General features: G+C 58.9%; 22 protein-coding genes. 13 read left to right on the forward strand and 9 right to left on the reverse strand.

Annotated elements, in window-relative coordinates:
- Position 1: 1 nt before the first annotated feature.
- From AC2D8O_RS04195 to AC2D8O_RS04210, 4 genes are all read right to left on the reverse strand, one after another.
- Positions 2-1,459 (reverse strand): M16 family metallopeptidase, encoded by a 1,458-nt coding sequence (locus tag AC2D8O_RS04195; RefSeq protein WP_484677539.1) that lies wholly within the window; start codon positions 1,457-1,459, stop codon positions 2-4.
- A 7-nt stretch (positions 1,460-1,466) separates the two neighbouring features.
- Positions 1,467-2,840 carry a M16 family metallopeptidase gene (locus AC2D8O_RS04200; protein ID WP_484677540.1) on the reverse strand — a complete coding sequence of 458 codons (1,374 nt, stop codon included), beginning with the start codon at positions 2,838-2,840 and terminating at the stop codon, positions 1,467-1,469.
- Positions 2,841-2,920: 80 nt separating this feature from the next.
- Positions 2,921-4,321: a hypothetical protein gene (locus AC2D8O_RS04205; RefSeq protein ID WP_484677541.1), complete on the reverse strand. Its 1,401-nt coding sequence runs from the start codon at positions 4,319-4,321 to the stop codon at positions 2,921-2,923.
- Positions 4,322-4,488: 167 nt separating this feature from the next.
- Positions 4,489-5,931, reverse strand: coding sequence for an ATP-binding protein (locus AC2D8O_RS04210; RefSeq protein WP_484677542.1), 1,443 nt, complete (start codon positions 5,929-5,931; stop codon positions 4,489-4,491).
- A 162-nt stretch (positions 5,932-6,093) separates the two neighbouring features.
- Between AC2D8O_RS04210 and AC2D8O_RS04215 the strand changes: the two genes are divergently transcribed.
- Together AC2D8O_RS04215 and AC2D8O_RS04220 are read left to right on the forward strand one after the other, a co-directional pair.
- Positions 6,094-6,927, forward strand: a complete 834-nt coding sequence (locus AC2D8O_RS04215) for a hypothetical protein (RefSeq protein WP_484677543.1) — start codon at positions 6,094-6,096, stop codon at positions 6,925-6,927.
- Positions 6,924-7,409 carry a type II toxin-antitoxin system VapC family toxin gene (locus tag AC2D8O_RS04220; protein ID WP_484677544.1) on the forward strand — a complete coding sequence of 162 codons (486 nt, stop codon included), beginning with the start codon at positions 6,924-6,926 and terminating at the stop codon, positions 7,407-7,409. Before AC2D8O_RS04215 ends, AC2D8O_RS04220 begins: the two co-directional genes overlap by 4 nt.
- A 180-nt stretch (positions 7,410-7,589) precedes the next feature.
- Here the strand turns inward: AC2D8O_RS04220 and AC2D8O_RS04225 are convergent, their stop codons facing one another.
- Entirely contained in the window at positions 7,590-8,288 is a 699-nt protein-coding gene (locus tag AC2D8O_RS04225) for an SDR family oxidoreductase (protein WP_484677545.1), read from the reverse strand.
- Between the two features lie 105 nt (positions 8,289-8,393).
- On the opposite strand from AC2D8O_RS04225, the gene AC2D8O_RS04230 reads away from it, so the two are divergent.
- Both AC2D8O_RS04230 and hemL read left to right on the forward strand, forming a co-directional pair.
- Complete coding sequence (locus AC2D8O_RS04230) at positions 8,394-9,287, forward strand: DUF3078 domain-containing protein (protein WP_484677546.1); 894 nt, start codon at positions 8,394-8,396, stop codon at positions 9,285-9,287.
- Between the two features lie 134 nt (positions 9,288-9,421).
- Positions 9,422-10,735 (forward strand): glutamate-1-semialdehyde 2,1-aminomutase, encoded by a 1,314-nt coding sequence (gene hemL / locus AC2D8O_RS04235; protein ID WP_484677547.1) that lies wholly within the window; start codon positions 9,422-9,424, stop codon positions 10,733-10,735.
- On the opposite strand, the gene AC2D8O_RS04240 is transcribed toward hemL, so the two are convergent.
- Both AC2D8O_RS04240 and hemG read right to left on the reverse strand, forming a co-directional pair.
- A complete protein-coding gene (locus tag AC2D8O_RS04240) occupies positions 10,716-11,390 on the reverse strand; it encodes a uracil-DNA glycosylase family protein (protein WP_484677548.1) in 675 nt (224 codons plus the stop codon). The genes hemL and AC2D8O_RS04240 overlap by 20 nt on opposite strands.
- 137 nt (positions 11,391-11,527) lie before the next feature.
- A complete protein-coding gene (gene hemG, locus AC2D8O_RS04245) occupies positions 11,528-12,874 on the reverse strand; it encodes a protoporphyrinogen oxidase (protein ID WP_484677549.1) in 1,347 nt (448 codons plus the stop codon).
- A gap of 60 nt (positions 12,875-12,934) precedes the next feature.
- On the opposite strand from hemG, the gene thiG reads away from it, so the two are divergent.
- The 3 genes from thiG to AC2D8O_RS04260 all read left to right on the forward strand — a co-directional run bounded on the left by thiG (position 12,935) and on the right by AC2D8O_RS04260 (position 15,934).
- Positions 12,935-13,708: a thiazole synthase gene (gene thiG / locus AC2D8O_RS04250; protein ID WP_484677550.1), complete on the forward strand. Its 774-nt coding sequence runs from the start codon at positions 12,935-12,937 to the stop codon at positions 13,706-13,708.
- Between the two features lie 66 nt (positions 13,709-13,774).
- On the forward strand, positions 13,775-14,821 hold the full coding sequence (locus tag AC2D8O_RS04255; RefSeq protein ID WP_484677551.1) for a serine hydrolase domain-containing protein: 1,047 nt from the start codon (positions 13,775-13,777) through the stop codon (positions 14,819-14,821).
- A gap of 30 nt (positions 14,822-14,851) precedes the next feature.
- The gene (locus AC2D8O_RS04260; protein WP_484677552.1) at positions 14,852-15,934 is read left to right on the forward strand and encodes a serine hydrolase domain-containing protein; all 1,083 of its coding nucleotides are present in this window, start codon (positions 14,852-14,854) and stop codon (positions 15,932-15,934) included.
- 17 nt (positions 15,935-15,951) lie between these two features.
- Here the strand turns inward: AC2D8O_RS04260 and fcl are convergent, their stop codons facing one another.
- Positions 15,952-16,902, reverse strand: coding sequence for a GDP-L-fucose synthase (fcl, locus tag AC2D8O_RS04265; protein WP_484677553.1), 951 nt, complete (start codon positions 16,900-16,902; stop codon positions 15,952-15,954).
- A gap of 31 nt (positions 16,903-16,933) precedes the next feature.
- Positions 16,934-17,818 carry a LytR/AlgR family response regulator transcription factor gene (locus AC2D8O_RS04270; RefSeq protein WP_484677554.1) on the reverse strand — a complete coding sequence of 295 codons (885 nt, stop codon included), beginning with the start codon at positions 17,816-17,818 and terminating at the stop codon, positions 16,934-16,936.
- A gap of 76 nt (positions 17,819-17,894) precedes the next feature.
- Here AC2D8O_RS04270 and AC2D8O_RS04275 point away from each other — a divergent pair, with 76 nt between their 5' ends.
- From AC2D8O_RS04275 to accD, 6 genes are all read left to right on the forward strand, one after another.
- Complete coding sequence (locus AC2D8O_RS04275; RefSeq protein WP_484677555.1) at positions 17,895-18,116, forward strand: CDGSH iron-sulfur domain-containing protein; 222 nt, start codon at positions 17,895-17,897, stop codon at positions 18,114-18,116.
- Between the two features lie 6 nt (positions 18,117-18,122).
- The gene (locus AC2D8O_RS04280; RefSeq protein ID WP_484677556.1) at positions 18,123-18,863 is read left to right on the forward strand and encodes a methyltransferase domain-containing protein; all 741 of its coding nucleotides are present in this window, start codon (positions 18,123-18,125) and stop codon (positions 18,861-18,863) included.
- On the forward strand, positions 18,806-19,981 hold the full coding sequence (locus AC2D8O_RS04285; protein ID WP_484677557.1) for an NAD(P)/FAD-dependent oxidoreductase: 1,176 nt from the start codon (positions 18,806-18,808) through the stop codon (positions 19,979-19,981). The genes AC2D8O_RS04280 and AC2D8O_RS04285 overlap by 58 nt, the downstream gene beginning before the upstream one ends.
- Before the next feature lie 100 nt (positions 19,982-20,081).
- A complete protein-coding gene (locus AC2D8O_RS04290) occupies positions 20,082-20,576 on the forward strand; it encodes a SixA phosphatase family protein (RefSeq protein WP_484677558.1) in 495 nt (164 codons plus the stop codon).
- A 124-nt stretch (positions 20,577-20,700) separates the two neighbouring features.
- Complete coding sequence (locus AC2D8O_RS04295; RefSeq protein ID WP_484677559.1) at positions 20,701-21,759, forward strand: class I fructose-bisphosphate aldolase; 1,059 nt, start codon at positions 20,701-20,703, stop codon at positions 21,757-21,759.
- A gap of 134 nt (positions 21,760-21,893) precedes the next feature.
- Positions 21,894-22,769: an acetyl-CoA carboxylase, carboxyltransferase subunit beta gene (gene accD, locus AC2D8O_RS04300; RefSeq protein WP_484677560.1), complete on the forward strand. Its 876-nt coding sequence runs from the start codon at positions 21,894-21,896 to the stop codon at positions 22,767-22,769.
- Position 22,770 lies beyond the last annotated feature (1 nt).

The raw sequence follows: 22,770 nt of genomic DNA on the forward strand, positions 1-22,770 counted from the left end.
CTTACTGCGCAGAGGGCATGGGGCCCAGTACGTCGGTAATGGTGTGCAGCTCCACGGGGCCCAGCTTCATTTTCTGTAGCTCGGGCACCACCTTCTCTTTGTCGCCTACGATGATGATCAACACGTTGCTGGGGTCTACATACTTGGCGGCCACAGCAGCAGCCTGTTGGTGTGTTACACCCAGCACATTGCTCACGTAGGTGTTGAAGTAGTTCTCTGGCAGGTTGAACTGCACGCGCTCGTTCAGTTCGCCTACCAGGCTCTGTACGCTGGCAAAGCTGCTGGGGTAGCCCAAGGCTACGTAGTTGCGCGCCTTGCTGGCATCCTCGGCTGTGATAGTGCGGATGCCCTTCAGTTCGTTGAGGAACTCCTGTACGGCTGGGGCGGTCTTGTCGGTCTGTACAGCAGCGGCTGCCAGAAAGGTGCCGAAGGTCTGCTGCATGTTGAAGCCCGAGCGTGCGCCATAGGTATAGCCGTTTTTCTCGCGCAGGTTGGCGTTCAGTCGCGAGGTAAACGAGCCACCCAGAATGGTGTTCATCACAGTGATGGCATAATAGTCGGGGGTGTTGCGCACCACACCGCCACGTACCACGCGTACTTCGCTCTGTACAGCACCGGGCTTGTCAATCAGAATGATTTTGCGGCCTTTTACCTGCTTGATGGCGGCGATGGGCGTACGCACAGGGGCGGCACCGCCAGTCCACTGGCCCAGCGAGGCTTCCAGCGCAGCTTTAGCCTGATCTACGGTCAAGTCGCCAGCTACAATCACATAGGCATTGGCAGGCACAAAATACTTGGCATGGAAGGCCTTGAGGTCGTCGATGGTCAGCGCCTTGACGGTAGCCTCGGTGCCAACACTGGTACGGCCATACGGGTGGGCATCGCCAGCGAGGTACTTGCCAACCGCCTGCTGTGCAATGGCGCCGGGCTGGTCGTAGGTGCTTATCAACTGAGTGATGGTCAGCTTGCGGCGGCGCTCAAGTTCAGCGGGGTCAAAGCGTGGGCGGGCTACCAGATCGGCGGTCAGCTCCAGGCCCTGCTTCAGTTTGGATACAGGCGCAAACAGGTTGATGTAGCTGTTTTCCAGGCCCGAGCCAGCCGACAGGGCGATGCCAAGGAAGTTCACTTCCTCGTCAAACGCCAGGCCATCGCGGCTACCGGCTCCGCCATTGCGCATTACCAGCGCGGTAAGGCGCGAGAGGCCCAGTTGGGCAGCGGTTTCGTCGGCTGAACCCGCTTTTACAGCAATCTGAAGCGCCACCAGCGGCACGTCGTGCTTCTCCATCAGGTACACTTTCAGCCCATTGCTGAGGGTGAAAGCCTGGGTGGCAGGAACGGAGAGTTTTGGGGTAGGCCCTGCGACAGGCGCTTTGCTGCGGTCTACCTGCGCAGAGACGGTGAACACACTGGCCAGAGCAAATGCGCCACCGAGAAGGGTGCGGGAAAAAATGCGTTTCATGGGGCGATTACTTGGTAGGGGTTACGGCCAGTTCGGGTTTGCCTTGGGGTACGAAGCTCACCATGACGCGCGCATTGGGGCGCAGCCAGGTTTGCACAGCTGCCGAGATGTCCTGCGGGGTCAGTGCCTGATAGCGTGCCAGGTCTTCCTGGGCCCAGTCTGGGTTACCAGTGAAACGATAGTAGCTGTTCAGTTGGTCGGCTTTTGCCTCAATGCTCTCGAGGCCCGCCAGAAACTGCGATTCCAACTGGTTCACCACGCGTTGCAACTCCCTGTCGGTAGGGGCTTCGGCAGCCAGTCGTGCAATCTCCTCGTCTATCACCTGCTTCAGCTGATCCAGTTTCACACCTGGCCGGGCCGTGGCAACGATGATGAAGCCACCTGTCAGGGCGTTGTTGTTCGGGAACGCATTTACGCTCTGTGCAATCTGCAGTTCATAGACCAGGCGCTTGTACAGACGGCTGCTGTTGCCACCTGCCAGAATGTTGGCTACGGCAGTCATTTCGGCATCGCCAGGCGAGTAGACACGCGGGCCCTGCCAAGCCATGTACAGGCGGGGCAGCTGTACCCGGTCTTCAATAGTCTTGTACTGCGGCTCGGTAATGGGTGTCAGCGGGGCTTCGGGGGTTACTACGGGCTTACCTGCTTTCACATCTGAGAACCAATGCTCCACCTTTTTGCGGGTTTCGGCGGGGTTGATGTCGCCTGCAATCACCAATACAGCGTTATTGGGTACGTAGTAACTGCGGAAAAAGTCCTTCACGTCGTCAAGTGAGGCCGCGCTCAGATCTTCCATGTAGCCAATGACAGGCCAGTGGTAGGGGTGTCCTTCGTTGTAAAGCATATGCCCCAGGGTTTCCCAGGCAAGACCATAAGGCTGGTTGTCTACCCGCTGGCGGCGTTCATTCTTCACAACATCGCGTTGGCCGTCCAGCTTGCCCTGGTTCAAGTCGTCCAGCAAAAAGCCCATACGGTCGCTCTCAAGAAAGAGTGCCAGATCGAGGGCATTGCTGGGCAGGGTCTCGTAATAATTGGTGCGGTCTTCGGTGGTGCTACCGTTGTTATTGCCGCCTACGGTTTCCAGCAGGTTGTCGAAGTCGCCTTCCTTCACGTTGCCCGAGCCTTCGAACATCACGTGTTCAAAGAGGTGGGCAAAGCCAGTGCGGCCTTTCTTCTCATATGACGAACCAACATGGTACCAGACGTTCACGGCTACCATCGGGGTAGAGTGATCTTCGTGGAGAATGACCGTCAGGCCATTGGGCAGCGTGAAGCGCTCATGCTTCAGCGTCACTTTGGGCGTCTGTGCTGCTGCACTTCCGGCCCACAGCAACGCCGCGCATGCCAGGCCCAGGCGCTGTGCAATACGGGGAATTTGCATGGTGAGAGGGTTTTAAGATGGCCTTAAAATACAAATGGGAGGCGCAAAATGGCCTCCCTTTAACATAAAACCTGCGGTGCTTATGGCAGAAAAGCGAAGTAGGTAACTTCGATGGTGCCACTGAAAGTAGTCGTACCAATGTTCCGGAAGTTGAGAAGCAGCTGATTCACGGCATTGGAAGCCCCATAGGACACGATAATATCCGAATGGAAGGTTTTCTGGGTGATTACTACATAGTGACTGGGGGTAAGACCAGGCGCCGACAGCCCGGTGGTTGAGGTGCCACCTGCAATCAGACTCTGCGTAAGGGATACCCGCCCGTAAATCATCTGTGAGAAAGGGGTGCTGCCAGTGCCCAGTTTTACATCGCCATCCACCTCCAGGGCGCGTGTAGGATTTGTATTACGGATGCCTACATTGCCTGCTGAATATATGCGGCCGCCCTGGCCGTAAAGTGCATAAGAATTAGGGCCAATGGCATTGGCATGGAAGGCAATCACTTCACCCGAACCAGTTTGGGTAGCCTTTGATTGTACTCCTACCACCTTAGTATTGGGAGCCCCAGCCGCTACGTCCAGGTCTATGCCTGTGCTGCCCAAGAGCGCGTTCTGGCTTACTACAGTCAATGCCGTATTGAACGATGCCGGAAAGGAAGTAATGAAGCTGCCGGCCACATTTTCAGTATTTCCTCCCAGCGCCAATACGGCCAATCCCAGCGAACTGGGGGCGCCACCGGTGACTGCATTGGTAATCTGAGTCGCCTTGCCTGACGGATTGTTGGCCGTTATTGACATAGCCGTTGTCCCGGGCAGACTTTTGATGTCTACCTGTGCCAAAGGGCTGGCTACACCAACACCCAACCTGCCATTCAGTACCGTGTGACCTTTTGGCACATGCAGGGCAATGCCATCGGCTTCGTTAGAAAACTCCCCGCCGTAGCTTTTAGGGCCAGCTGCCGCACCCTGCACGCCAATGCCACTCGCATTCCCGCCATTGGATACATAACCACGAATTCCGACACCGCCATTGGCCTGACTGTTCAGACCGTTTACGGCATAGGCTGTGGGGGCACCAGTAGCCGATGACAACTCAAACAGCCCGATGGGAGAGTCCCCCATGTTGGTGATTCGGAAAAGTGGTGTGCCTGTCGACGACGTTTCAACTGTAGAGTAAGGCAGGGCAAACCCTCCGCCCGGCGATGTAAACGCCTTGCCGTTCCAAACCAACAGTGCCTGCACTTCCTTGTCATACACCATCATGCCGATATCCTGCACAGCACCCTCACTTGTCAGTTTTGTTGCCAGTGCCTCTTTCTGAGTAGTAGTGAGTCTTGGTGGCAAGAATCCCTGTGTGGTGGTGGTCAGGTCCAGAATAGCCATCGGCCTTGGGCTGACAGTGCCAATGCCAACTTGTGCCTGAAGCTTGGCGGGTGTCAGGATACCTGCTGCCAGCACCGACACCCGTATCAGTAGTTTGTTCATGTAAGTGGTTTATCCCGCGAATCACGCGAAAGGATATCACCCCACTCGTTGGCTTTGCGCTTATTAAGCACCACTAACGTTTTTTAGAAAGAAGTGTTAATCAATGAAGCGCCATTGAATTCGTATATTTTTGTACTAAATTTCTTATTTAGTGGTGGTGTATCATATTAATTGAGCTGATTTAATTCCATTTCTCCCATCCAGTAGCATATGAGTGGGGCTGGCAGTTTGAGCAGCTGCATGCTGCTCGCTTTGGGTAGTGTAAGAATGGAGAGGTCATCGGGCCGGCGGGTTATGACGTAGCCTCGCTCTACTGCATACTTCTCGCCAAATGCAGCCAGTCCTTTCAGGTCTTGGGCATTGGTATGGTTCTGGCGGTACTTCACTTCAAATGGAATGACTTCGGTGCCGCGCTCGGCGATCAGGTCCACTTCAAGGCCCTTGGCATTTTTCCAGTAGGAGAAATGCACATTCTGGCGGTAATAGTGGGTTGTAAGGTGTTTCAGCACCGCCGACTCTGTTGTAATTCCCAGGGCGGTAGGGTCTTCCAGCAACGATTTGTCCCGCATCAACACTGCCGGTGCAATGGCCGGGTCTGTCAGGTACAGTTTCTGGCGTCCGCGCAGCACTTCTTTCCCATAGCCATGCGGCATAAGCCTTCTGACAAGGTGTGTGGCTTCCAGCAGTTCTATAAAGTTCTGCACCGTCTGGCGGTTCAGCGCCAGGTTCTCGCACAGCTCCTGCATATCCAGGAGTCCTCCTTCCGTTCGGCAGAGATACAGGAAGGTCAGTTCCAGTTCCAGTACCCGACGTACGCCAAAGAGCGCGGTCATGTCGCGTTTCAACACTTTGTCAACGATGTCCTCACGCAGCAGGGTCTGGGCCACTGCCAGATTATCAATCAGCGCCGTTTGTGGGAAGCCACCCCGCAGCAGATACTCGTGAAAGTGCGCTACGTACTGCGGCAGCAACTCGGCGGTTCGCTGAAACTGCGCGGTTTCCCAGCCAAACAGCTCTTTCAGGCTCTTCACAGAGGGCAGGGTGGGTAGTGTTACCTGTTTCAGTTTCAGGTATTCGTAGAAGGAGAGCGTATTCAGCCGAATGGTGTGGACGCGCCCCACGGCCGACTCCGGGTCCTGGGTTGCCAGTTGCAGGGCCGAGCCGGTTGCCAGTATCCGCCGGTTTGGCTCAAAGTCGTTCTGCAGTTTGGCCCAGGTGCCCCAGTTTGGTATAAACTGTGCTTCGTCCAGCAGTAGATATTCCGCTCCGGGTTGCTGGGGTTCGCGCTCACGCCAGGCTGCCAGTACGGCGTCTGGGCCGGCCAGTTTCAGCAGTGGATGGTCAAAGCTGGCGTATAGTATGTTGGAGGCAGGCACACCGCTGGCCAGCAGGTCCATTACCAGCTGCCGCAGCAAGGTCGTTTTCCCTACCTGACGGGCGCCAGTCAGCAAAATCACCCGACGGGTAGGCGGCGTCAGCATCCACTGCCGCAGCTCGGCATATACCGCACGCTTCCAGCCCGGCAGACCCTGTATTGGCTCGCCGCGCCACCATGGATTGAAGGAGGAGAGAACTGGCAGCAATTCTTCAGCACGAACCTTGATCGACATAAACCAGATATTTAATGCTAATATACTGTTATTAAAATTGATTTTTAGTTCGATTTGCGCTTTTTCTAATCATATTCTGCGTTGCCCTTATCCTTCGGCGACTTATCCCCACCCGTTTTGGGCGGTGGATAACGCTGACGCCCTACACGCCATCTTTGTGCTGTGGCAAAAACTTCTTCCGCACAGGAAAACCCCGACGGCACCCGTGCCGTGCGTCTGCACATACAGGGCGACGTGGGCGTGCACCTGCGCCTGCCCAAGCCGCTCACTCTCAATAGTCTGGATTTAACACTGCTGCGCCGCCTGCTGCTGGAGGCCGAGCGCGTGCTGCTGACCTCGCAGCGAAAGCACGCCGTGCCCACCACCCTGCAGGGCTTCAGCCCGGCGCTCGATGGCGGCATTGTGCTGCGTTTTGCAGTGGCCGAGGCCGTTGCCGAGTCGCTGGCCGAAGACCTCAATCTGCTGCTGGCCGGTGGCGGCCTTGACAAGGTGCGGGCCACCCGCGCCCGCCAGATACAGCAGTGGCAACAGCGGGCAGAGATGAACGCCGCCTGGAAGTTTCAGGTGCAGGTGGAACTGGCACAGCAGGGCCCACAGCAACGGTGGGCCAGCCTCAAAATCGACAGTAACACTGACTACTCTTTCCGCGAGCTCTTCACCGACGCCGAATTGTATCTCTACGGCACCATCACCAAGATGGGGGGCAAAGGTGTGCCCCGGCTGCAGATCAAAGACGAGCGCCTGGGTATGCGCAGCCTCAAGGCCAAACGCCAGATGCTGGAAACCGAGCAGAATAACCGTCTGTATCGTACAGGTGGCATACATGCCCGCGCCCGTCTTAACACCGCTGGCGGCAAAATAGACCGTCTGGAGCTGGTGCGCTTCATTGACCTGAAGCCGCTGCCTGCACCCGAGCGTGTGGAGGACCTCATCCACGTGCCCAATTTCCCAACTGTCAGCCCCGACTGGGTGGCTCAACACCGCCAACGCGCATGATAGAATCCGTCCTCTTTGACACCTCAGCGCTCATCGCGCTGCACGATACAGCCCATCCCCGCCACGAGAGCGCACAGGGCTATCTGCGCTATTTCCTCAGCGAGCAGACACGCCTCTACGTCAGCACCATTTCGCTGGCCGAGCTCGCCGAACTGTTCCCGGTGCAACGCCTGCCGCTGCTGCAGCACCTGCGTCTGCTGCCTTTCAACCTGCCCGACGCCCAGCAGGCGGCCGAGTTGGCGCTACGGCACTATGGTACTGCCCAGCGTGCCGACAAAGCCGTACAGGGCCGCTACCTGCCCGACGACTTCAAGGTGCTGGCCCAGCTGGTCAATACCAACCTTCATGCGCTGGTTGCCGACGACGACTGGCTGCTGGAAACGCTGTGCCCTGCTCTGTGGGACAAACGTCCGCCTTTCCGCTGTCTGCCTCTGAGCCGCCCACACGAAGCCGCCTTCGGCCTCACGGGCAGTCTGTTCTAGCAAATAAAGTGTTCAGCCCAGGGCCCGCGCCGCGGCACCCGGTGCTTCCGGAATGGCTTTACTGGCCTACTGTCTGCTTATGAGGCAGTTTAGAGCCGTGAACGCACCGCAATACCCTGTCTGCGTTCACAGTTGTCTCTGACAGGTGGCGGTCGCAGGTAAAGGTAGGTGGAGCTGCGCTTACTTGATGTCCCCGTCCATGGGGCGCAGCAGAATTTCCTCAATCACCGTGCCTTGCGGCAGCTTCAACGCTGTGGCGATGATCTCGGCTACGTCGGCTGCGCGCATGAAGCGGCTCTCGGGCAATCCGGAACCGGCCCAGCTGTCGGTGTAGGTAGCGCCCGGCAGCACGGCCATCACGCGGATGTTGTGCGGCTTCAGCTCTTCGCGCAGCACGCGGGTCATGCCCAGCAGGGCAAACTTGCTGATGCAGTAGCTGCCGCCGTTGGTGTAGGCAGTGATGCTGGCTGTGGAGCAGATGTTTACTACCGTGCCCGTGCGGCGTGCCATCAGGCTGGGCAGAAGGGCGCGTGTAAGGTGATAGGCACTGCCCACATTGGTGGCAAACTGGTCTTCCAGAGCGCCTTCGGGTTCGTTGTGCACCTGGCCGGGAATGAAGCGGCCTGCGTTGTTCACCAGTACTTCCACGGGTGTACCCAGGGCCAGCACAGCCTTGGCAAAGGCTTCCAGTTGGCTGCGCTGGGTCAGGTCGGCAGGGAAAAGATGCCAGTCGGGATGGGCGGCGCGCACGGTGGCAAGGCTCTGCTCGCTGCTGCCGCAGCCCGCAATCTGATAGCCATCGGCGGCCAGCCGTTCGGCGATGGCACGGCCAATGCCGCGGGAAATACCGGAAACTACTGCAAGACGTGGGGTGCTCATGCCCCCAAGTTACACAGATAGCACTGCTGGCTTGGTCAAGTCTGTCTTCCTGCCGAACTTTCGGACACTACAGCCTGCATTTGGGCTGCTGCCAACTCCTGTTCCATGAAACGAACCATACTTCTGTTGCTGGGCGTCTGTTGCCTGGCCGCCACTGCCACTGCCCAGACGCCCGACAGCGCAGGCTGGTTCAAGGCCTACAAGCTGGGGCTGAATTTCACCCAGTCTTCTTTTTCAAACAACTGGAAAGCGGGCGGCCAGAATTCGGTTGCCTTTGGCTCCCTTTTCAATGGCCGGGCCAACTACCGCCGCAACCAGTTTCGCTGGGAGAACGAACTGATTTTGGAATACGGCCTGCTTCAGGCACAGGGCCAGAGCCTCCGCAAAACCACCGATCGTATTTACCTCGACAGCAAGGTCATTCCCTTCAGCCTGTCTTCGGCCTGGTCGTTCTTCGGCGCCTACAATCTCACCACCCAGTTCGATGTCGGCTACAGCTATGGCAAGGATGGTGCCGGCAACGAAACCCGCACTGCCATTTCGCGCTTCTTCGCCCCGGCCTTCATGTCGCAGTCCATTGGTCTGGAATACAAGCCCAACAACTGGTTCAAAGCCAACTTTGGTCTGGCTACGCTGCGCGAAACCTTCGTACTCGACTCATCGCTTTACCGCGGTGCTGATACCTACTTCGGTGTTCGACGTGGTGATAAAGTCAGATATGAAGCGGGCTTCCTCATCACCGCCGACCTTAACAAGGACCTCAATGAGAACCTCAACCTTACGGCCAAGTTCTCGGCCTTCGGCAATTACAAGGTGCTGAATACAGTAGATACCCGCCTGGATGTGCTGGTTACTGCCCGTGTATGGAAGCGTGTAACTGTCACGCTGTCTACCACGGCCCTGTACTTCCGCGACCAGGACCCCGGCGTGCAGTTTGCCCAGCAGCTTGGCATTGGCCTTCTCTTCGATGGCAAACGCGACGGCTGGCGCGCCCGCTGAGCCTGCCTGCTTTCACCTGTACGGCGCTCTGTCACTTCGGCGGGGCGCTTTCTTTTTGCAGCAGGCTTCACGGAATCTTCATTTCCGCCGTGCATCTTGCAGCCCAAACGTCTGTTATCCCTGATCTGTACCTCATGGCAGTGATCCCGTCTACACAACAGCGCGACTCCAGCGCCCGGCTTTTCGAACGTGCCCAGCAGTCTATCCCAGGCGGGGTAAACAGCCCAGTGCGCGCATTCCGCTCGGTAGGAGGAACGCCCGTGTTTTTCCAGAAGGCAGAAGGCGCCTGGCTGTATGATCCTGACGGCAACCGTTATGTAGACTACATAGGCTCTTGGGGCCCCATGCTGCTGGGCCATGCCTGGCCTCCTGTTGTCGAGGCCATTCGCGAGGCTGCTCTGCGCAGCACCAGCTTTGGCGCGCCTACCGAGGTGGAAATCCAGCTGGCTGAACTCATTTGCCGCATGGTACCTGGCATGGATCTCGTTCGTATGGTGAACAGCGGCACCGAAGCCTGTATGAGCGCCATTCGGGTAGCTCGGGGTGCTACAGGCCGCTCCAAGGTCATCAAGTTCGAAGGCTGCTACCACGGCCACGCGGACAGCTTCCTCATCAAAGCGGGCTCTGGTGCCATCACGCTGGGCACCCCCGACAGTCCCGGCGTCACCCCAGGCACAGCTGCCGACACCCTGCTGGCCCGCTACAACAGCTTCGACGATATCAACCGTCTCGTAGCCGAGAACCCCGGCCAGATTGCTGCACTTATTGTCGAGCCAGTGGCAGGCAACATGGGCTGCATTCCCCCAGCCGAGGGCTGGCTTCAATTCCTGCGGGATGTCTGCACCCGCGAGGGCATTGTGCTCATTTTCGACGAAGTGATGACAGGCTTCCGTGTTGCCCCTGGTGGTGCGCAGCAGCGCTATGGCATTAAGGCCGACCTCGTGACCCTGGGCAAAATCATCGGCGCAGGCATGCCGGTGGGGGCGTACGGTGGCCGTGCCGACCTCATGGCGCAGGTAGCACCGCGCGGCCCGGTCTATCAGGCGGGCACCCTCAGCGGCAATCCTCTTGCCATGCACGCAGGCCTGGCACTCCTCTCCGAACTGGCGCAGAACCCCAGCCATTACGACTCGTTAGAGCGCAAGTCCAAACAGCTGGCTGACGGCCTGGAGGCCATTTGTCGAGAGCAGGGTGTTGCCTACACACTCAACCGCGTGGGTGCAATGCTCAGCCTGCACTTCGGCAGCCATCCCGTCACCGACTTCGAAACTGCCCGTGCATGTGATATCGCCCGCTTCGGTCGCTTCTTCCACGGCATGCTCAACCGTGGCATCTACCTGCCACCCTCTGCCTATGAGGCCTGGTTCCTCAGCGATGCCCACACCGACGAACATTTGGATCTCACGCTCACCGCTGCGGCACTGGCGCTCAAAGAGTCCGTTCAGTAACAGCTAATCGAATAGCCTGCCACTCCTGGAGGCGCGCCTCGTTGGAAATCGACTGCGTGGGTGCGCTGTTGGGCAGAGCAATTTTGATAACACCGGGCAACTCCGGTGCAAGTTGTTGCAGCAACTGGTCGGCTTCCCGGCCATTGGCGAACACAATCCGCAGTTTGGGTGCCCGCGCCTTCAGCTGGCCTACGGGATTGGGCTGGGGTGGCGTGGTACCTGCCGGGCTTGCCATGAGGTGCCATAAGCCTATGCCCTTGGCCAGTAGCGCCTGTTGCCGTGCCAGTGAATCGTCGATGTGAGGTAACTTCAGATGGTGCTGCATCAGCGGCCAAAACTGGTCGTTTGCCCCAGCATAATAGCAGCCTGCTGCCCATGAGGCCTTGTCGGGGGCGTAACCCACGACCACCCCTTCGATATCAAGGCCAAGCAATGGCCCTAATCGCTGTACGCGCTGGGGTGTTGTGAGTGTAGGCGTCCCGCTTTCGGCACGCCGTACAAACGTATAGCGCACTTGGCTGGAGGTCATTTCTGGCACTACATATGGTACCAATGGAAGCAGGCCTGCATCAGCTAGACGGTGCAAAAATGCGCGCAGGCTGTTGGCGTTTACATCGTCGCCGCTGAACAGTCCCTGCTTGCCCAGCCAAGGCATCAGCTCTTGAGGCTTGACTCGTCCAACACTGGGGTTGCGGTCAAAATATTCCCGTATGCTTCTTGATAATTGAAGCGCTTTCTGCTTCATCTCCATTTCCTGGCTTCATTTGGTCTTATGAAGCTAGGAGAAAGATGTCAGTTGTCCAAAAGTCTATCTGATGTTTCGTAGGCATTTTGGATGCAATCAGGCATGGAGATGCCGGTGCGCCAGTTTCCTGTCAAGTAAAGTCCGGTGTTTGTCTTCTCTGCATCAACTACTGCTGCCAGTATCATGGAATGTGTCGCCCCATACTGCGGAATGGCAACTGGCCACAGGGTTTCCTGCAAAACGGTAAGTGGGCTGCGGCTGCCAATCAATCGAGCGGCATCTCCCAGGGCTGGGGCAACATCGGTATTGAGTGCTGCGGCAGGGGTGCGCATGCCCCCAACAAACAGCGTCAGCAGCACTTCGTTGGCTGGGCAGCGTTCTGGAAACAGGGTGCTGCTGAATACCATGCCCAGCAGCCCCGACGTAAGCCCCTCCGCCGCTGGTATCAGCGCGCCAAAGCCATCCAGCGGGTGCTGTACGGCATTGCCGGGGGCCGTCACGTGCAGCATACGCACGGGGGGGTACTTCAGTGTGCGCAGCCCTGCGGCCAGTGCGGGGGCCAGGTGCTCAGTCAGGCGTGCTGTTTCGGCCGCTGGCAGGGCCAGTACCAGTTGGCGAGCCGTCATCTGCACTGGGCCTTCGGCAGTAGTGGCGGTAACGGTCCAGCCATGGGCTGTGCGTTCAATTGTCTCCGCCCGATGCCCATAGCGCAGGCGGGTGCCCAGCCTGTCGGCCAGCGTGGTAGCCAGTTGCTGCATGCCCTCCGGAAAGCTCACGGCTTCTGCTTTGGGGGGAAGGTTGCCAGCGGCCTTGGCGGCTTTGCGTTCCGCCATCATTCCTTTCAGCAGGCTGCCGTGCTGCTGTTCCAGTGCCCACAATTGCGGAAACGCCGACGCCATGTGCAGTTGGGCAGGGTCGCCCGCGTAGATGCCGCCAATGAAGCTGTTGACCAGCCACTGCTCGGCTTCTGTGCCCAGCCTGCGCTGGAAAAACTGCTGTACGGTTTCGTCAGCTTGAGTGCCCTTGGGCCTGAATGGCTCGGTCAGCAGGCGCAGTTTGCCCCCCAGGCTCAGCACACCCGACCCCAGCAGCGAAGCCGGATTGGCCGTCAGCGCCTGTAGCCGCCCCCCCCGCACAATGAACCTGCGGTCGGCACTCTGCGGTCGGTGGGGTGTCAGTTGCAGGTCTTGCAGCAGACGGCAGGCTGCCGGGCGCAGCAGCAGGGTGTTGGGCCCGCAGTCCAGTAGATAGGGCCCCTTGCGCACACTGCGCAGGTTGCCGCCTGGGGCGTTGCCGGCTTCGAGCAGCAGCACCGCTTTGCCTGCCACCTGTAGGCGCCACGCCAGCGTCAGGCCTGTCAGGCCCGCGCCTATCACCAGTACATCAGTTTCCACAGAAGCGAAAATTGCGCTTTCTGCCATAACACCAATGCCCTAACCGCGTTATTTCGAAGTATGAACGACGGATTGGTGCTGGGGGGCAAAACCTTCCAATCTCGCCTGCTGCTGGGTACCTCGCGCTACCCAAGCCCGCAGGTACTGCTGGATGCCATCGAGGCCTCTGGCACTGAGATTATTACGGTGTCCATTCGCCGCATGAACATGGCCCAGCTGGACCACACGTTCCTCTCGGCCGAACAGTTTGCCCGCTTCCAGCTGCTGCCTAATACCGCGGGCTGCTTTACCGCCCGCGACGCCATCCTGACAGCCGAACTGGCCCGCGAGGCCCTCGGCACCCACTGGATCAAGGTGGAAGTAAATGGCGACGAGCGCACCCTGCTGCCCGACGCCATTGAATTGCTCGAAGCCTGCGCCCATCTGGTGAAGGAAGGCTTCACAGTGCTGCCCTATTGCCCCGACGACCCCATCGTCTGTCGCCGTCTGGAAGACATCGGCTGTGCCGCCGTCATGCCGCTGGCCGCGCCCATCGGCTCAGGGCTCGGCATCCGCAATCCGCACAACCTCGAGCTCATCCGCGCCGCAGTGCAGGTGCCCGTCATTGTAGATGCCGGCATTGGCACTGCCTCCGACGCCGCCCTGGCTATGGAGCTCGGCTGCGACGCCATTCTGCTCAACACCGCAGTGGCCGAGGCACTGGACCCCGTCCGCATGGCCCGCGCCATGCGCCACGCAGTGTTGGCAGGCCGCGAAGCCTATCAGGCAGGTCGCATCCCCAAGTTGCAGTATGCCCAGCCCTCCACGCCCATGGAAGGCCGCATTGGCTCCTGAAAAAACGTAGCGGCGTTAAACCCTGCGGCAGTGAGCGCATCCTAACGGGGCTTGACTTCCTCTCCTATGCTTCGCCTGCTCCTGTTTCTGCTGCTGCCCGGTGCGCTTTTCGGGCAAACAGCCCCTCGCTACAGCTTTCAATCCGTTGAGACACTGATATCGTCCGAACGCAAGCTCTACGACGGCGACGTTTACCTCATGGTCGCACAACGTGGAGAAATAGTGTATGAAAAGGGGTGGGGCAGCTTCACAGCCCGCACGCCCCGGCCCATTGCGTCGGCCACCAAGCTCATCAGCGGTGCGGTTATCCTTGCGCTGGTAGACCGCGGCATCCTGAGTCTGGACGATACCGTGGGACGTTACCTGCCTGCTTATACCCGTGCAGGGTGGGGCGATGTGACTCTCCGCCAGCTGATGTCGCACACCGCGGGCATGCCTGCCCGGCAGGATGGGCAGGACGAATGGAAAGACCTGCCGTCGTTGCAGGCTGCCGCCGACTTTATTGCCACGCGTTTGCCCCGTAAGCGCCCCGAACCGGGCTTTGCCTATGGCGGCACGTCCATGCAGGTAGCCGGTGCAATGGCCGAGAAGGCATCGGGCAAAACCTGGGCTCAGCTGTTTCAGGAACTCATTGCCGGTCCCTGTCAGCTCACCGAAACCAGCTACCGGTTTCCCTCACAGGCCAATCCGCTAATCGGTGGCGGTGCACTCAGCACCCCAGCCGATTACCTCAAATTGTTGGAAATGATTGCAGGTGATGGTGTTCTCCGCGGCACTCGTGTGCTGAGTTCTAGAGCCGTTGAAGCGCTCTTTACCGACCAGACAGCCGTCGCTCCCATTCGCTACACCCCCTATTTCGGCGGCAATCCGCATGCGGCTGGGGGCTGGGTGCGGCCAGTACGCTACAGCATAGGGGCCTGGCTCGACGGCCGCAACCCCGACGGCTCCATCCGCGAGCTCAGCAGCCCAGGCCTTTTCGGCTCCCACCCCTGGGTAGACCGCGCTACTGGCACCTACGGCATCCTCTTCACCTTTGTCCAGAACGGTCACCTGCGGTCTTCGCGCCATACACTGAAGGTCCGCGCGGCCATTCGCCAGGCGCTCGGCATCTGATTTCGCCTTCCTCTCCTCTTCTCCCTGCATATGCACCGTCTCTTATTCGCTGTCCTGCTGATCCTGTTGCTGTCTGCCTGCAGTGCGGGCAACGACACCCCGGCTCCTGCGCCCAAGGCCGATTTCACCGCTGCCGATAACCTTATCTCGGCCAACCTCGCTGCCTACAACAACAACGTTTATTTCATGGTAGGCCGCAATGGCGAGCTGCTGCACAGCAAAGGCTGGGGCACGTTCAATGCCAATACCAAGCGGGGCATCGCCTCGGCCAGCAAAATGCTCAGTGGGGCTGTCATACTGGCGCTGGTAGATGCTGGCAGGCTCTCTTTGTCCGACTCTGTCGGTAAATACCTGCCCATCTTCACTGCCAATGGAAAGGGCAGCATCACCATCCGCCAGCTGTTTGCGCACACCTCGGGTCTGCCCGGCGGCGACAGCGACGACAGCGGCGTGGAGAATGCCGACAACATCACGCTGGCACAGGCTGTTGACAGCATTGCCCGCAGTGTAGCACTGGAGGCCGCCCCCGGCACACAATTCAACTATGGCGGCAAGTCCATGCACGTGGCTGGGCGTATCGCCGAAGTAGTGACGGGCAAAACATGGGCCGAGGTGTTCGCTACCTATATCGGCGGTCCTTGCCTAATGACGGCCACCGCCTATGACAAGCCCAGTCCCCAGAACCCCCTGATTGCAGGCGGCTGCCAGAGCTCGCCCGCCGAGTACATGAACTTTCTGGAAATGCTGGCGGGCAATGGCGTGTTCCGCGGCACACGGGTTCTGAGTGCTGCTTCCATCAACCTCCTGTTTCAGGACCTGACGAACGGCGCCACGTTCACCTACACGCCTTATCCCTCCAATCTCTATGCAGCTGGTGGAGCCATGACGGGCATCCGTTACAGTGTAGGTGCCTGGCTGGATGGCAAGTATCCCGACGGCACCATCCGCGAAATCAGCAGCCCCGGTGCGTTTGGTACCCACCCCTGGGTAGACCGCCAGACGGGTACTTACGGTATCATATTCGTTTACCGGCTCAACGGCTCTGTGGCTACAGGTACCATCTCGCAGCAGGTGCGCCAGGCTGTGCGTCAGGCAATAGAGGCCACACTGTAAACGCGGCAGCCCGCGGGCTATACTTCGCGTACAGTGTGCTGGGCATACTGGCCGAGAAACTCGGTGTAGGTGCGCCGCAGCCCTTCTTCCAGCGAAATGGCATGTCGCCAGCCAAGGCCATGCAGACGACTCACATCCAGCAGCTTGCGGGGCGTGCCGTTGGGCTTGGTGGTGTCGTATTCCAGCTGGCCTTCCCAGCCCACAATGCGGCGGATGGCTTCGGCCAGCTCGGCTATGCTCAGGTCGTCGCCCACACCAATGTTCACTGGTTCGCGGCCATCGTAGTGGTGCATCAGGTGCAGACAGGCGCTGGCCAGATCGTCTACGTGCAGAAACTCGCGCTTGGGGCTGCCATCACCCCACAGCGTTACACTGGGGCTGTTGTTCAGCTTCGCCTCATGAAACTTGCGTATCAGCGCCGGCAGCACATGGCTGTTCTTGGCGTCGTAGTTGTCGCCTGGGCCATACAGGTTTGTCGGCTGCACGGGAATGAAGTTGCAGCCATACTGGTCGCGGTAGGCCTGACACATCTTCAGGCCCGCAATCTTCGCTATGGCATACCACTCGTTGGTGGGCTCCAGCGCGCCTGTCAGCAGGTATTCTTCCTTGATGGGCTGGGGCGACAGCTTGGGGTATATGCACGAACTGCCCAGAAACAGCAGCTTCTTCGCGCCTGTCTCGTAGGCGCTGTGTATCACGTTGGTCTGGATCGCCAGGTTCTCGTACAGGAAGTCGGCCCGGTAGGTGTCGTTCGCCAGAATGCCGCCTACTTTGGCTGCGGCCAGAAACACGTACTCCGGCTTTTCGGCGCGGAAGAAATCGGCTACAGCCTGTTGGTTGCGCAGGTCCAGTTCGTGGCGGGTGCGCAGCAGCAGGTTGGTGTACCCCTGTGCCTGTAGCGCACGTACCAGGGCGCTGCCTACCATTCCGCGGTGGCCAGCTACAAAAATCCGGGCGTCGGTATTCACGCCACAAAGGTACACCGAAATGCTATGTGGCTCAGACGGGGCGGTACTGCTTCAGCCGCTCGCTCAGGTCTTTGCCCTGCCGCCGGGCTACGGGTATTTCCAGCTCGGGCACGCCCACCGTCAGTATGTAGCCCTGCGCATTGCCACCTACTTTCTGCACGTGTGTCAGGTTTACCAGAAAGCTGCGGTGACAGCGGTAGAAACTGCCATACGGGGCCAACAGGGCTTCCAGTTGCGTCAACGTGCCACGCAGCAGGCGTTTGCGGGGCTGCCCTTTTTCCAGCCAGTGAAGTGCGACATAGTTGTCGGCGGCTTCGGCTGCCAGCAGGTCGGCTGGGGCCAGTGTCAGGCTCTCCTGCCCTTCCAGTCGCAGGGTGATGCTGGCAGGCGGTACAGTCTGTAGCGGAACAGCAACCCCTGGTTGGCTTCGAACCTGCTCGATGGCTGCGGCCTCGCGTGTGTTCCGCTGCCGCAGACGCCAGTAACTGAAGTAAACCAGCAGCGTGTTAGGGCCCATGCCCACCAGAAAGGTTACAATCAGCCACCTGCCCAGAGCATCCATACTCAGCGTGGTGTGGCCCAGCCATATGCTCATCAGTTGATTGCCCAGCACGATACTGAGAAACAGGCATAGTCGGTAGGCAATCTCCTTTCCCAGTGTCCAGTGCCCAAATCCGCTTTCAACAAGCCGGTATTTCCATAGCGAGAACACCAGAATCAGCACCACCGTCACGGTGCCATAAGCCACTGCGATGGCACGTATGGCCAGCGGTTCCGCGGTGGCCAAGCCAAAGGGCGCAAAAACCGCCAGTGCAGTTGTAATGAACAGACCGAAAAGTAGAGCAATCGGCACCCATTGCCGCGGTTCAGATTCCAGAGGATAGGGCTGCCGGAGAAGGGCCTTTACCTTGCGCATCCTGCTAATTTAGCCCAGCCTCGAGCGCGGGCCGAATGTGTCTCGTAACTTTCCTGCTTCAAACCTTACTCCTCCAATGCCTACACGCGTTACTGTCAACAACAACGGAAGCCTCAAGCTTGAAGGCGACTTCGAGATCTTCGACCCCCAGGGCAACAAATATGACCTCGCTGGCCGTGAAGCTGTCAGCATCTGTCGCTGCGGCCTCAGTCAGAACAAGCCTTTTTGCGATGGCGCACACAAAGGCCATTTCGAGCACAAGGCCGAAGCTTTTGCCCTGCCACCCCGCAAGGTCTGACCGCCCATGCCCAGTTTCCGCCAGCGCAGTACGCTGCCCGAGTTGATGGACGACCCCGCTGTGCCGGCCCCGCAGGTGCAGCAAGCCCTCCGTGAAATCCAGACCATCAACCGGCTGCTGGGCGGCTATGATGTCGTGCTCACTGCGCTTGACCAGCTGGCGCCCCGCTTTCCCGCCGACAGGCCACTTCGTATACTCGATGTGGCCTCGGGTGGGGGAGATACCCTGCGCAAAATCGCCGACTGGGCACGCCGCAAACGCGTTGCCGTAGAACTTATTGGTGTAGATATCAACCCTGTTATGTCTGCTTTTGCTGCCAGCCGCTCTACCGCTTACCCCGAAATCCGTTTCGTTACGGCCGATGCCTGGTCTGAAGAAGTGCGGCAGCTCAGGCCCGATATCGTCACCAACTGCCTCTTCGCGCATCATATCGACGACCCTCAGCTGGGGCCGCTTATGCGCCAGCTCTTTGATACGGCCAGTATCGCCCTTATCATCAACGATCTGCACCGGCATTGGTTTGCCTACTACAGCATTGCCGCCCTCACCTGGCTCTTCAGCCGTTCGCATCTGGTCCGCTATGATGCCCGGCTGTCAGTGGCCCGTTCGCTTCGCCGTGCCGAATGGCAGCGCACACTTGAGGCGGTCGGCATCGAACGATACAGCCTCCGTTGGCGTTGGGCATTCAGGTGGCAGATTATTCTAACGCACGCTCCAACCCCTCCCGCTACGACGTCGCAATCGTAGGGGGTGGCCTTGGCGGTCTTACACTCGCCATCCGTCTTGCACAGATGGGCCGCGCGGTCGTGCTTATCGAAAAAAAGACGTACCCGTTTCATAAAGTCTGTGGAGAGTATATCAGCAACGAGACGCTGGACTACCTCGCCCGCCTTGGCCTGGACCTCCCGGCGCTGGCCCCAGCCAACATCACCCGTCTGGAGGTAACCGCACCCTCTGGCGCTGTGCTGGAGGCGTCATTACCACTTGGGGGCTTCGGTATCAGTCGCTACACCCTCGATTATGCCCTGTACCATCTGGCCTTGATGTCCGGTGCCGATGTGTTGCTGGGGCAGCGTGCCACAGATCTTGGCTACAATACCGACGGCACAGGCTGGGTACAGTTGGAAGACGACACCCGCATTTCGGCAAGTCTGCTGGTGGGCGCCTGGGGCAAACGCGAGCGCCTCGATCGTACGCTCAACCGGCCGTTTCTCAGCCAGCGGACCGGCTATATGGCTGTAAAATACCATGTGCAGCTTCCCTCTTTCCCCCGCGACCTCATCGCACTTCACAATTTCGCAGGCGGCTACTGTGGTGTATCGGCTGTAGAGGGCGATGCCTATTGTATGTGCTATCTGGTAGAGCGGCAAGCGGTGAAAGACGTTGGGGGTATCGCCGCGTTCGAGCAGCAGGTCATGCGTCTTAACCCCCGTCTGGCTTCCATCCTTACCGAAGCGCGGCATTTGTACCCCCAGCCCGAGGTCATCAACGAAATTTCTTTTGCGCCGAAACAGGCGGTAGAGAAAGGTATCTGGATGCTGGGCGATGCCGCCGGACTCATTCCGCCGCTCTGCGGAAATGGAATGGCCATGGCTATCCACGCGGGCAAGCTGCTGGCCGACGTGTTGGAGGAAACGGCGTTCTGCAAGGACGGATTATTACCAGTCCCAGAAGCGCGCTCGGCAGCTGAATCACTTTACGATACTCGCTGGCGGCGGAATTTTAATACTCGATTATGGGTAGGCCGGCAGCTGCAGCGGCTGCTCGGAAAGCCCCAGTGGGCATCCCCTGCCATTCGATTGCTTAGCACGTTGCCGCAGGTAACCCAACGATTGATAATGGCCACACATGGCAGGCCATTTTAGGGTATTTGCACCCTTGGGTGTCTAACCCCAGCGGCTACAGTTGGTGCAACAACACCTTAGCCGTATCTTGTAAGAAACAAACACCGCTCATCCTCCCAACATGATAGGCCCCCGCACTCTCTACCTGCTTCGGCACGCCAAGGCCGAGGAGCGGTTGGTGCCCATGCTCGATTTCAACCGCCGTCTTCATGCCGACGGCGTTATTGAGGCCAATACACAGGCCCGCCTTATACAGAACAAGGGCATCACCATAGATTTTCTTCTTACTTCGGCCGCACCTCGTGCGCATCAGACAGCCGTGCTCATGGCCAGTTACCTTAACTTCAACGGTGGGCGCATAGAGTCTGACGAAGCCATTTACAGTGCCTCGGCACAGCAGTTGGTCAAACGGATTTCCGAGGTCCCCGACTTCGCCCGCGATGTCATGCTGGTGGGGCACAACCCTGCCCTCACCGAGCTGGTTGGCTATCTCTCCAACCACTACATTACCTCCATCCCAACCTCTGGAATGGTGGCCCTCCGCTTTCCAGGGGAAACCTGGAAAGACCTATCCTACGGAACCTGCCAGTTCGGCTGGCAGGAGTTTCCCTCCTGATTATCACGTTAAGTGGGGGCTTTCTCTGTGCCCGGGCACCCTGCGGATCCGTCCTCGGGCTCAAAACTTTTGTATCTTCGCGCCCGTCTCCTTTCGCAAGTATTAGCGAACCAACCCCTTACGCATGCAGATCGACCACATTGCGCAATTGCTCGGCGACCAGGCCGACCACCTGCTGAAGTTCAGCAATCCCAAGATTGCCCGCGAGCACATCCATGTGCCCAACGGCGACTTTGTCCACCAGGCATTCGGCAATAGTGACCGGAGCCCCAAGGTGCTCCGTAACCTTCAGGCCCTTTATGGCTCGGGCGCGCTCGCTAACTCCGGCTACCTCTCCATCCTCCCCGTCGATCAGGGGATCGAGCACTCTGCCGGCGCCTCTTTTGCCCCCAACCCCATCTACTTCGACAGCGAGAACATCGTGAAACTCGCCATTGAAGCAGGGTGCAGCGGTGTGGCCTCTACCTACGGTGTTCTGTCCAGCGTAGCCCGCAAATACGCCCACAAGATTCCGTTCATTGTAAAAATCAACCACAATGAGCTGCTGACCTATCCCAACAAGTTCGACCAGATTCTCTTCGGTACCATCGAAGACGCCTGGAACATGGGTGCCGCTGCTGTAGGCGCTACCATCTACTTCGGCAGCGAGGAGTCCAGCCGACAGATTCAGGAGATTGCTGAGGCTTTCGCGCACGCCCACGAACTGGGCCTGGCAACCATCCTTTGGTGCTACACCCGCAACAACGCCTTCAAGACCGCCGACAAAGACTACCATGTCTCTGCCGACCTTACCGGCCAGGCCAATCACCTCGGCGTTACCATCAAAGCCGACATCATCAAGCAGAAGCTTCCTGAGAACAACGGCGGTTTCAATGCCATCAAGTTCGGCAAGACCGACAAGCGCGTTTACAGCGACCTCACCACGGACCATCCCATTGACCTCTGCCGTTACCAGGTAGCCAACTGCTACATGGGCCGCATCGGTCTCATCAACTCGGGCGGTGCCGCCAGTGGCGCCAGCGACAAAGCTGAAGCCGTTACCACTGCCGTTATCAACAAGCGCGCGGGTGGCCAGGGCCTGATCATGGGCCGTAAAGCCTTCCAGCGCCCCATGGCCGAAGGCGTGGAGATGATTCGTGCCGTACAGGACGTTTACCTGTGTAAGGACGTCACGGTTGCCTGATACCCCATAATGACCAACGGGCGCCAGAGGTAATCTGGCGCCCGTTCTTGGTCTTAGGGTATCCTGTTTCGTTTTACCTTGCAAGTTCCCGCGCCCTCCGGCGCCACTGATTCAAACAAGCCAATTCCCTGCCTATGAGCTGGTTCAAGCGGGCCAAAGAAGGCATTCTCACCTCCACCGAGGAAAAAATCGAAGCCCCCGATGGGCTTTGGATGAAGTGCCCACGGTGCAAGAAGCCTACCCATATCAAGGACCTCATCGACAACCTGCACGTATGCCCTCACTGCCAATACCACCATCAGGTAGGCAGCAAGGAATACTTCGCCATTCTGTTCGATGACAACGTGTTCACGGAACTGGACCCCAACCTCGGCCCCGCCGACCCCCTCCAGTTCACCGACAGCAAGCCCTACCCGGCGCGTATTGCTGCTACGCAGAAGAATACAGGCCTCAAAGACTCGCTCCGCAGTGCCACTGGCAACATGAATGGGCTGCCCATCGTCGTTGCCTGTATGGACTTCAACTTCATCGGTGGGTCGATGGGCTCTGTCGCTGGCGAGAAGATTTCCCGAGCTGCCGACTATGCCCTCAAGCACCGCATGCCGCTCATCGTCATCTCCAAGAGTGGCGGCGCACGCATGATGGAAGGGGCGCTCAGCCTCATGCAGATGGCCAAGACCAGCGCCAAGCTGGCCCTGCTCAACAAAGCGGGCATTCCGTACATCTCCCTGCTTACCGACCCCACCACTGGTGGTGTCACGGCCAGTTACGCCATGCTGGGCGACCTCAACATCTCTGAGCCTGGCGCCCTCATCGGCTTCGCTGGCCCGCGCGTTGTGCGCGAAACCATCGGCAAGGACCTGCCCCCCGGCTTCCAGAGTGCCGAGTTTCTGGTCGACCACGGCTTTGTCGACATGATTGTCGAGCGCAGCAAACTCAAGCACACGCTCCACAGCATTCTCCACATGATGACCCGCCCCGAGACCACCCCACGCGCTGCGCAGGGCTGAT

This window comes from Pontibacter sp. T17 (assembly GCF_057219875.1).

Excerpts from the sequence above, each read along its gene's own strand:
- AC2D8O_RS04195 (WP_484677539.1), bottom strand. The coding sequence starts at position 1,459 with ATGAAACGCATTTTTTCCCGCACCCTTCTCGGTGGCGCATTTGCTCTG.
- AC2D8O_RS04260 (WP_484677552.1), top strand. The coding sequence starts at position 14,852 with ATGCACCGTCTCTTATTCGCTGTCCTGCTGATCCTGTTGCTGTCTGCC.
- AC2D8O_RS04270 (WP_484677554.1), bottom strand. The coding sequence starts at position 17,818 with ATGCGCAAGGTAAAGGCCCTTCTCCGGCAGCCCTATCCTCTGGAATCT.
- accD (WP_484677560.1), top strand. The coding sequence starts at position 21,894 with ATGAGCTGGTTCAAGCGGGCCAAAGAAGGCATTCTCACCTCCACCGAG.
- AC2D8O_RS04255 (WP_484677551.1), top strand. The coding sequence starts at position 13,775 with ATGCTTCGCCTGCTCCTGTTTCTGCTGCTGCCCGGTGCGCTTTTCGGG.
- AC2D8O_RS04240 (WP_484677548.1), bottom strand. The coding sequence starts at position 11,390 with ATGCCTTGGCTGGGCAAGCAGGGACTGTTCAGCGGCGACGATGTAAAC.
- AC2D8O_RS04225 (WP_484677545.1), bottom strand. The coding sequence starts at position 8,288 with ATGAGCACCCCACGTCTTGCAGTAGTTTCCGGTATTTCCCGCGGCATT.
- AC2D8O_RS04275 (WP_484677555.1), top strand. The coding sequence starts at position 17,895 with ATGCCTACACGCGTTACTGTCAACAACAACGGAAGCCTCAAGCTTGAA.
- AC2D8O_RS04230 (WP_484677546.1), top strand. The coding sequence starts at position 8,394 with ATGAAACGAACCATACTTCTGTTGCTGGGCGTCTGTTGCCTGGCCGCC.
- AC2D8O_RS04210 (WP_484677542.1), bottom strand. The coding sequence starts at position 5,931 with ATGTCGATCAAGGTTCGTGCTGAAGAATTGCTGCCAGTTCTCTCCTCC.
- thiG (WP_484677550.1), top strand. The coding sequence starts at position 12,935 with ATGAACGACGGATTGGTGCTGGGGGGCAAAACCTTCCAATCTCGCCTG.
- AC2D8O_RS04200 (WP_484677540.1), bottom strand. The coding sequence starts at position 2,840 with ATGCAAATTCCCCGTATTGCACAGCGCCTGGGCCTGGCATGCGCGGCG.
- AC2D8O_RS04290 (WP_484677558.1), top strand. The coding sequence starts at position 20,082 with ATGATAGGCCCCCGCACTCTCTACCTGCTTCGGCACGCCAAGGCCGAG.
- hemL (WP_484677547.1), top strand. The coding sequence starts at position 9,422 with ATGGCAGTGATCCCGTCTACACAACAGCGCGACTCCAGCGCCCGGCTT.
- AC2D8O_RS04295 (WP_484677559.1), top strand. The coding sequence starts at position 20,701 with ATGCAGATCGACCACATTGCGCAATTGCTCGGCGACCAGGCCGACCAC.
- AC2D8O_RS04205 (WP_484677541.1), bottom strand. The coding sequence starts at position 4,321 with ATGAACAAACTACTGATACGGGTGTCGGTGCTGGCAGCAGGTATCCTG.
- AC2D8O_RS04220 (WP_484677544.1), top strand. The coding sequence starts at position 6,924 with ATGATAGAATCCGTCCTCTTTGACACCTCAGCGCTCATCGCGCTGCAC.
- AC2D8O_RS04280 (WP_484677556.1), top strand. The coding sequence starts at position 18,123 with ATGCCCAGTTTCCGCCAGCGCAGTACGCTGCCCGAGTTGATGGACGAC.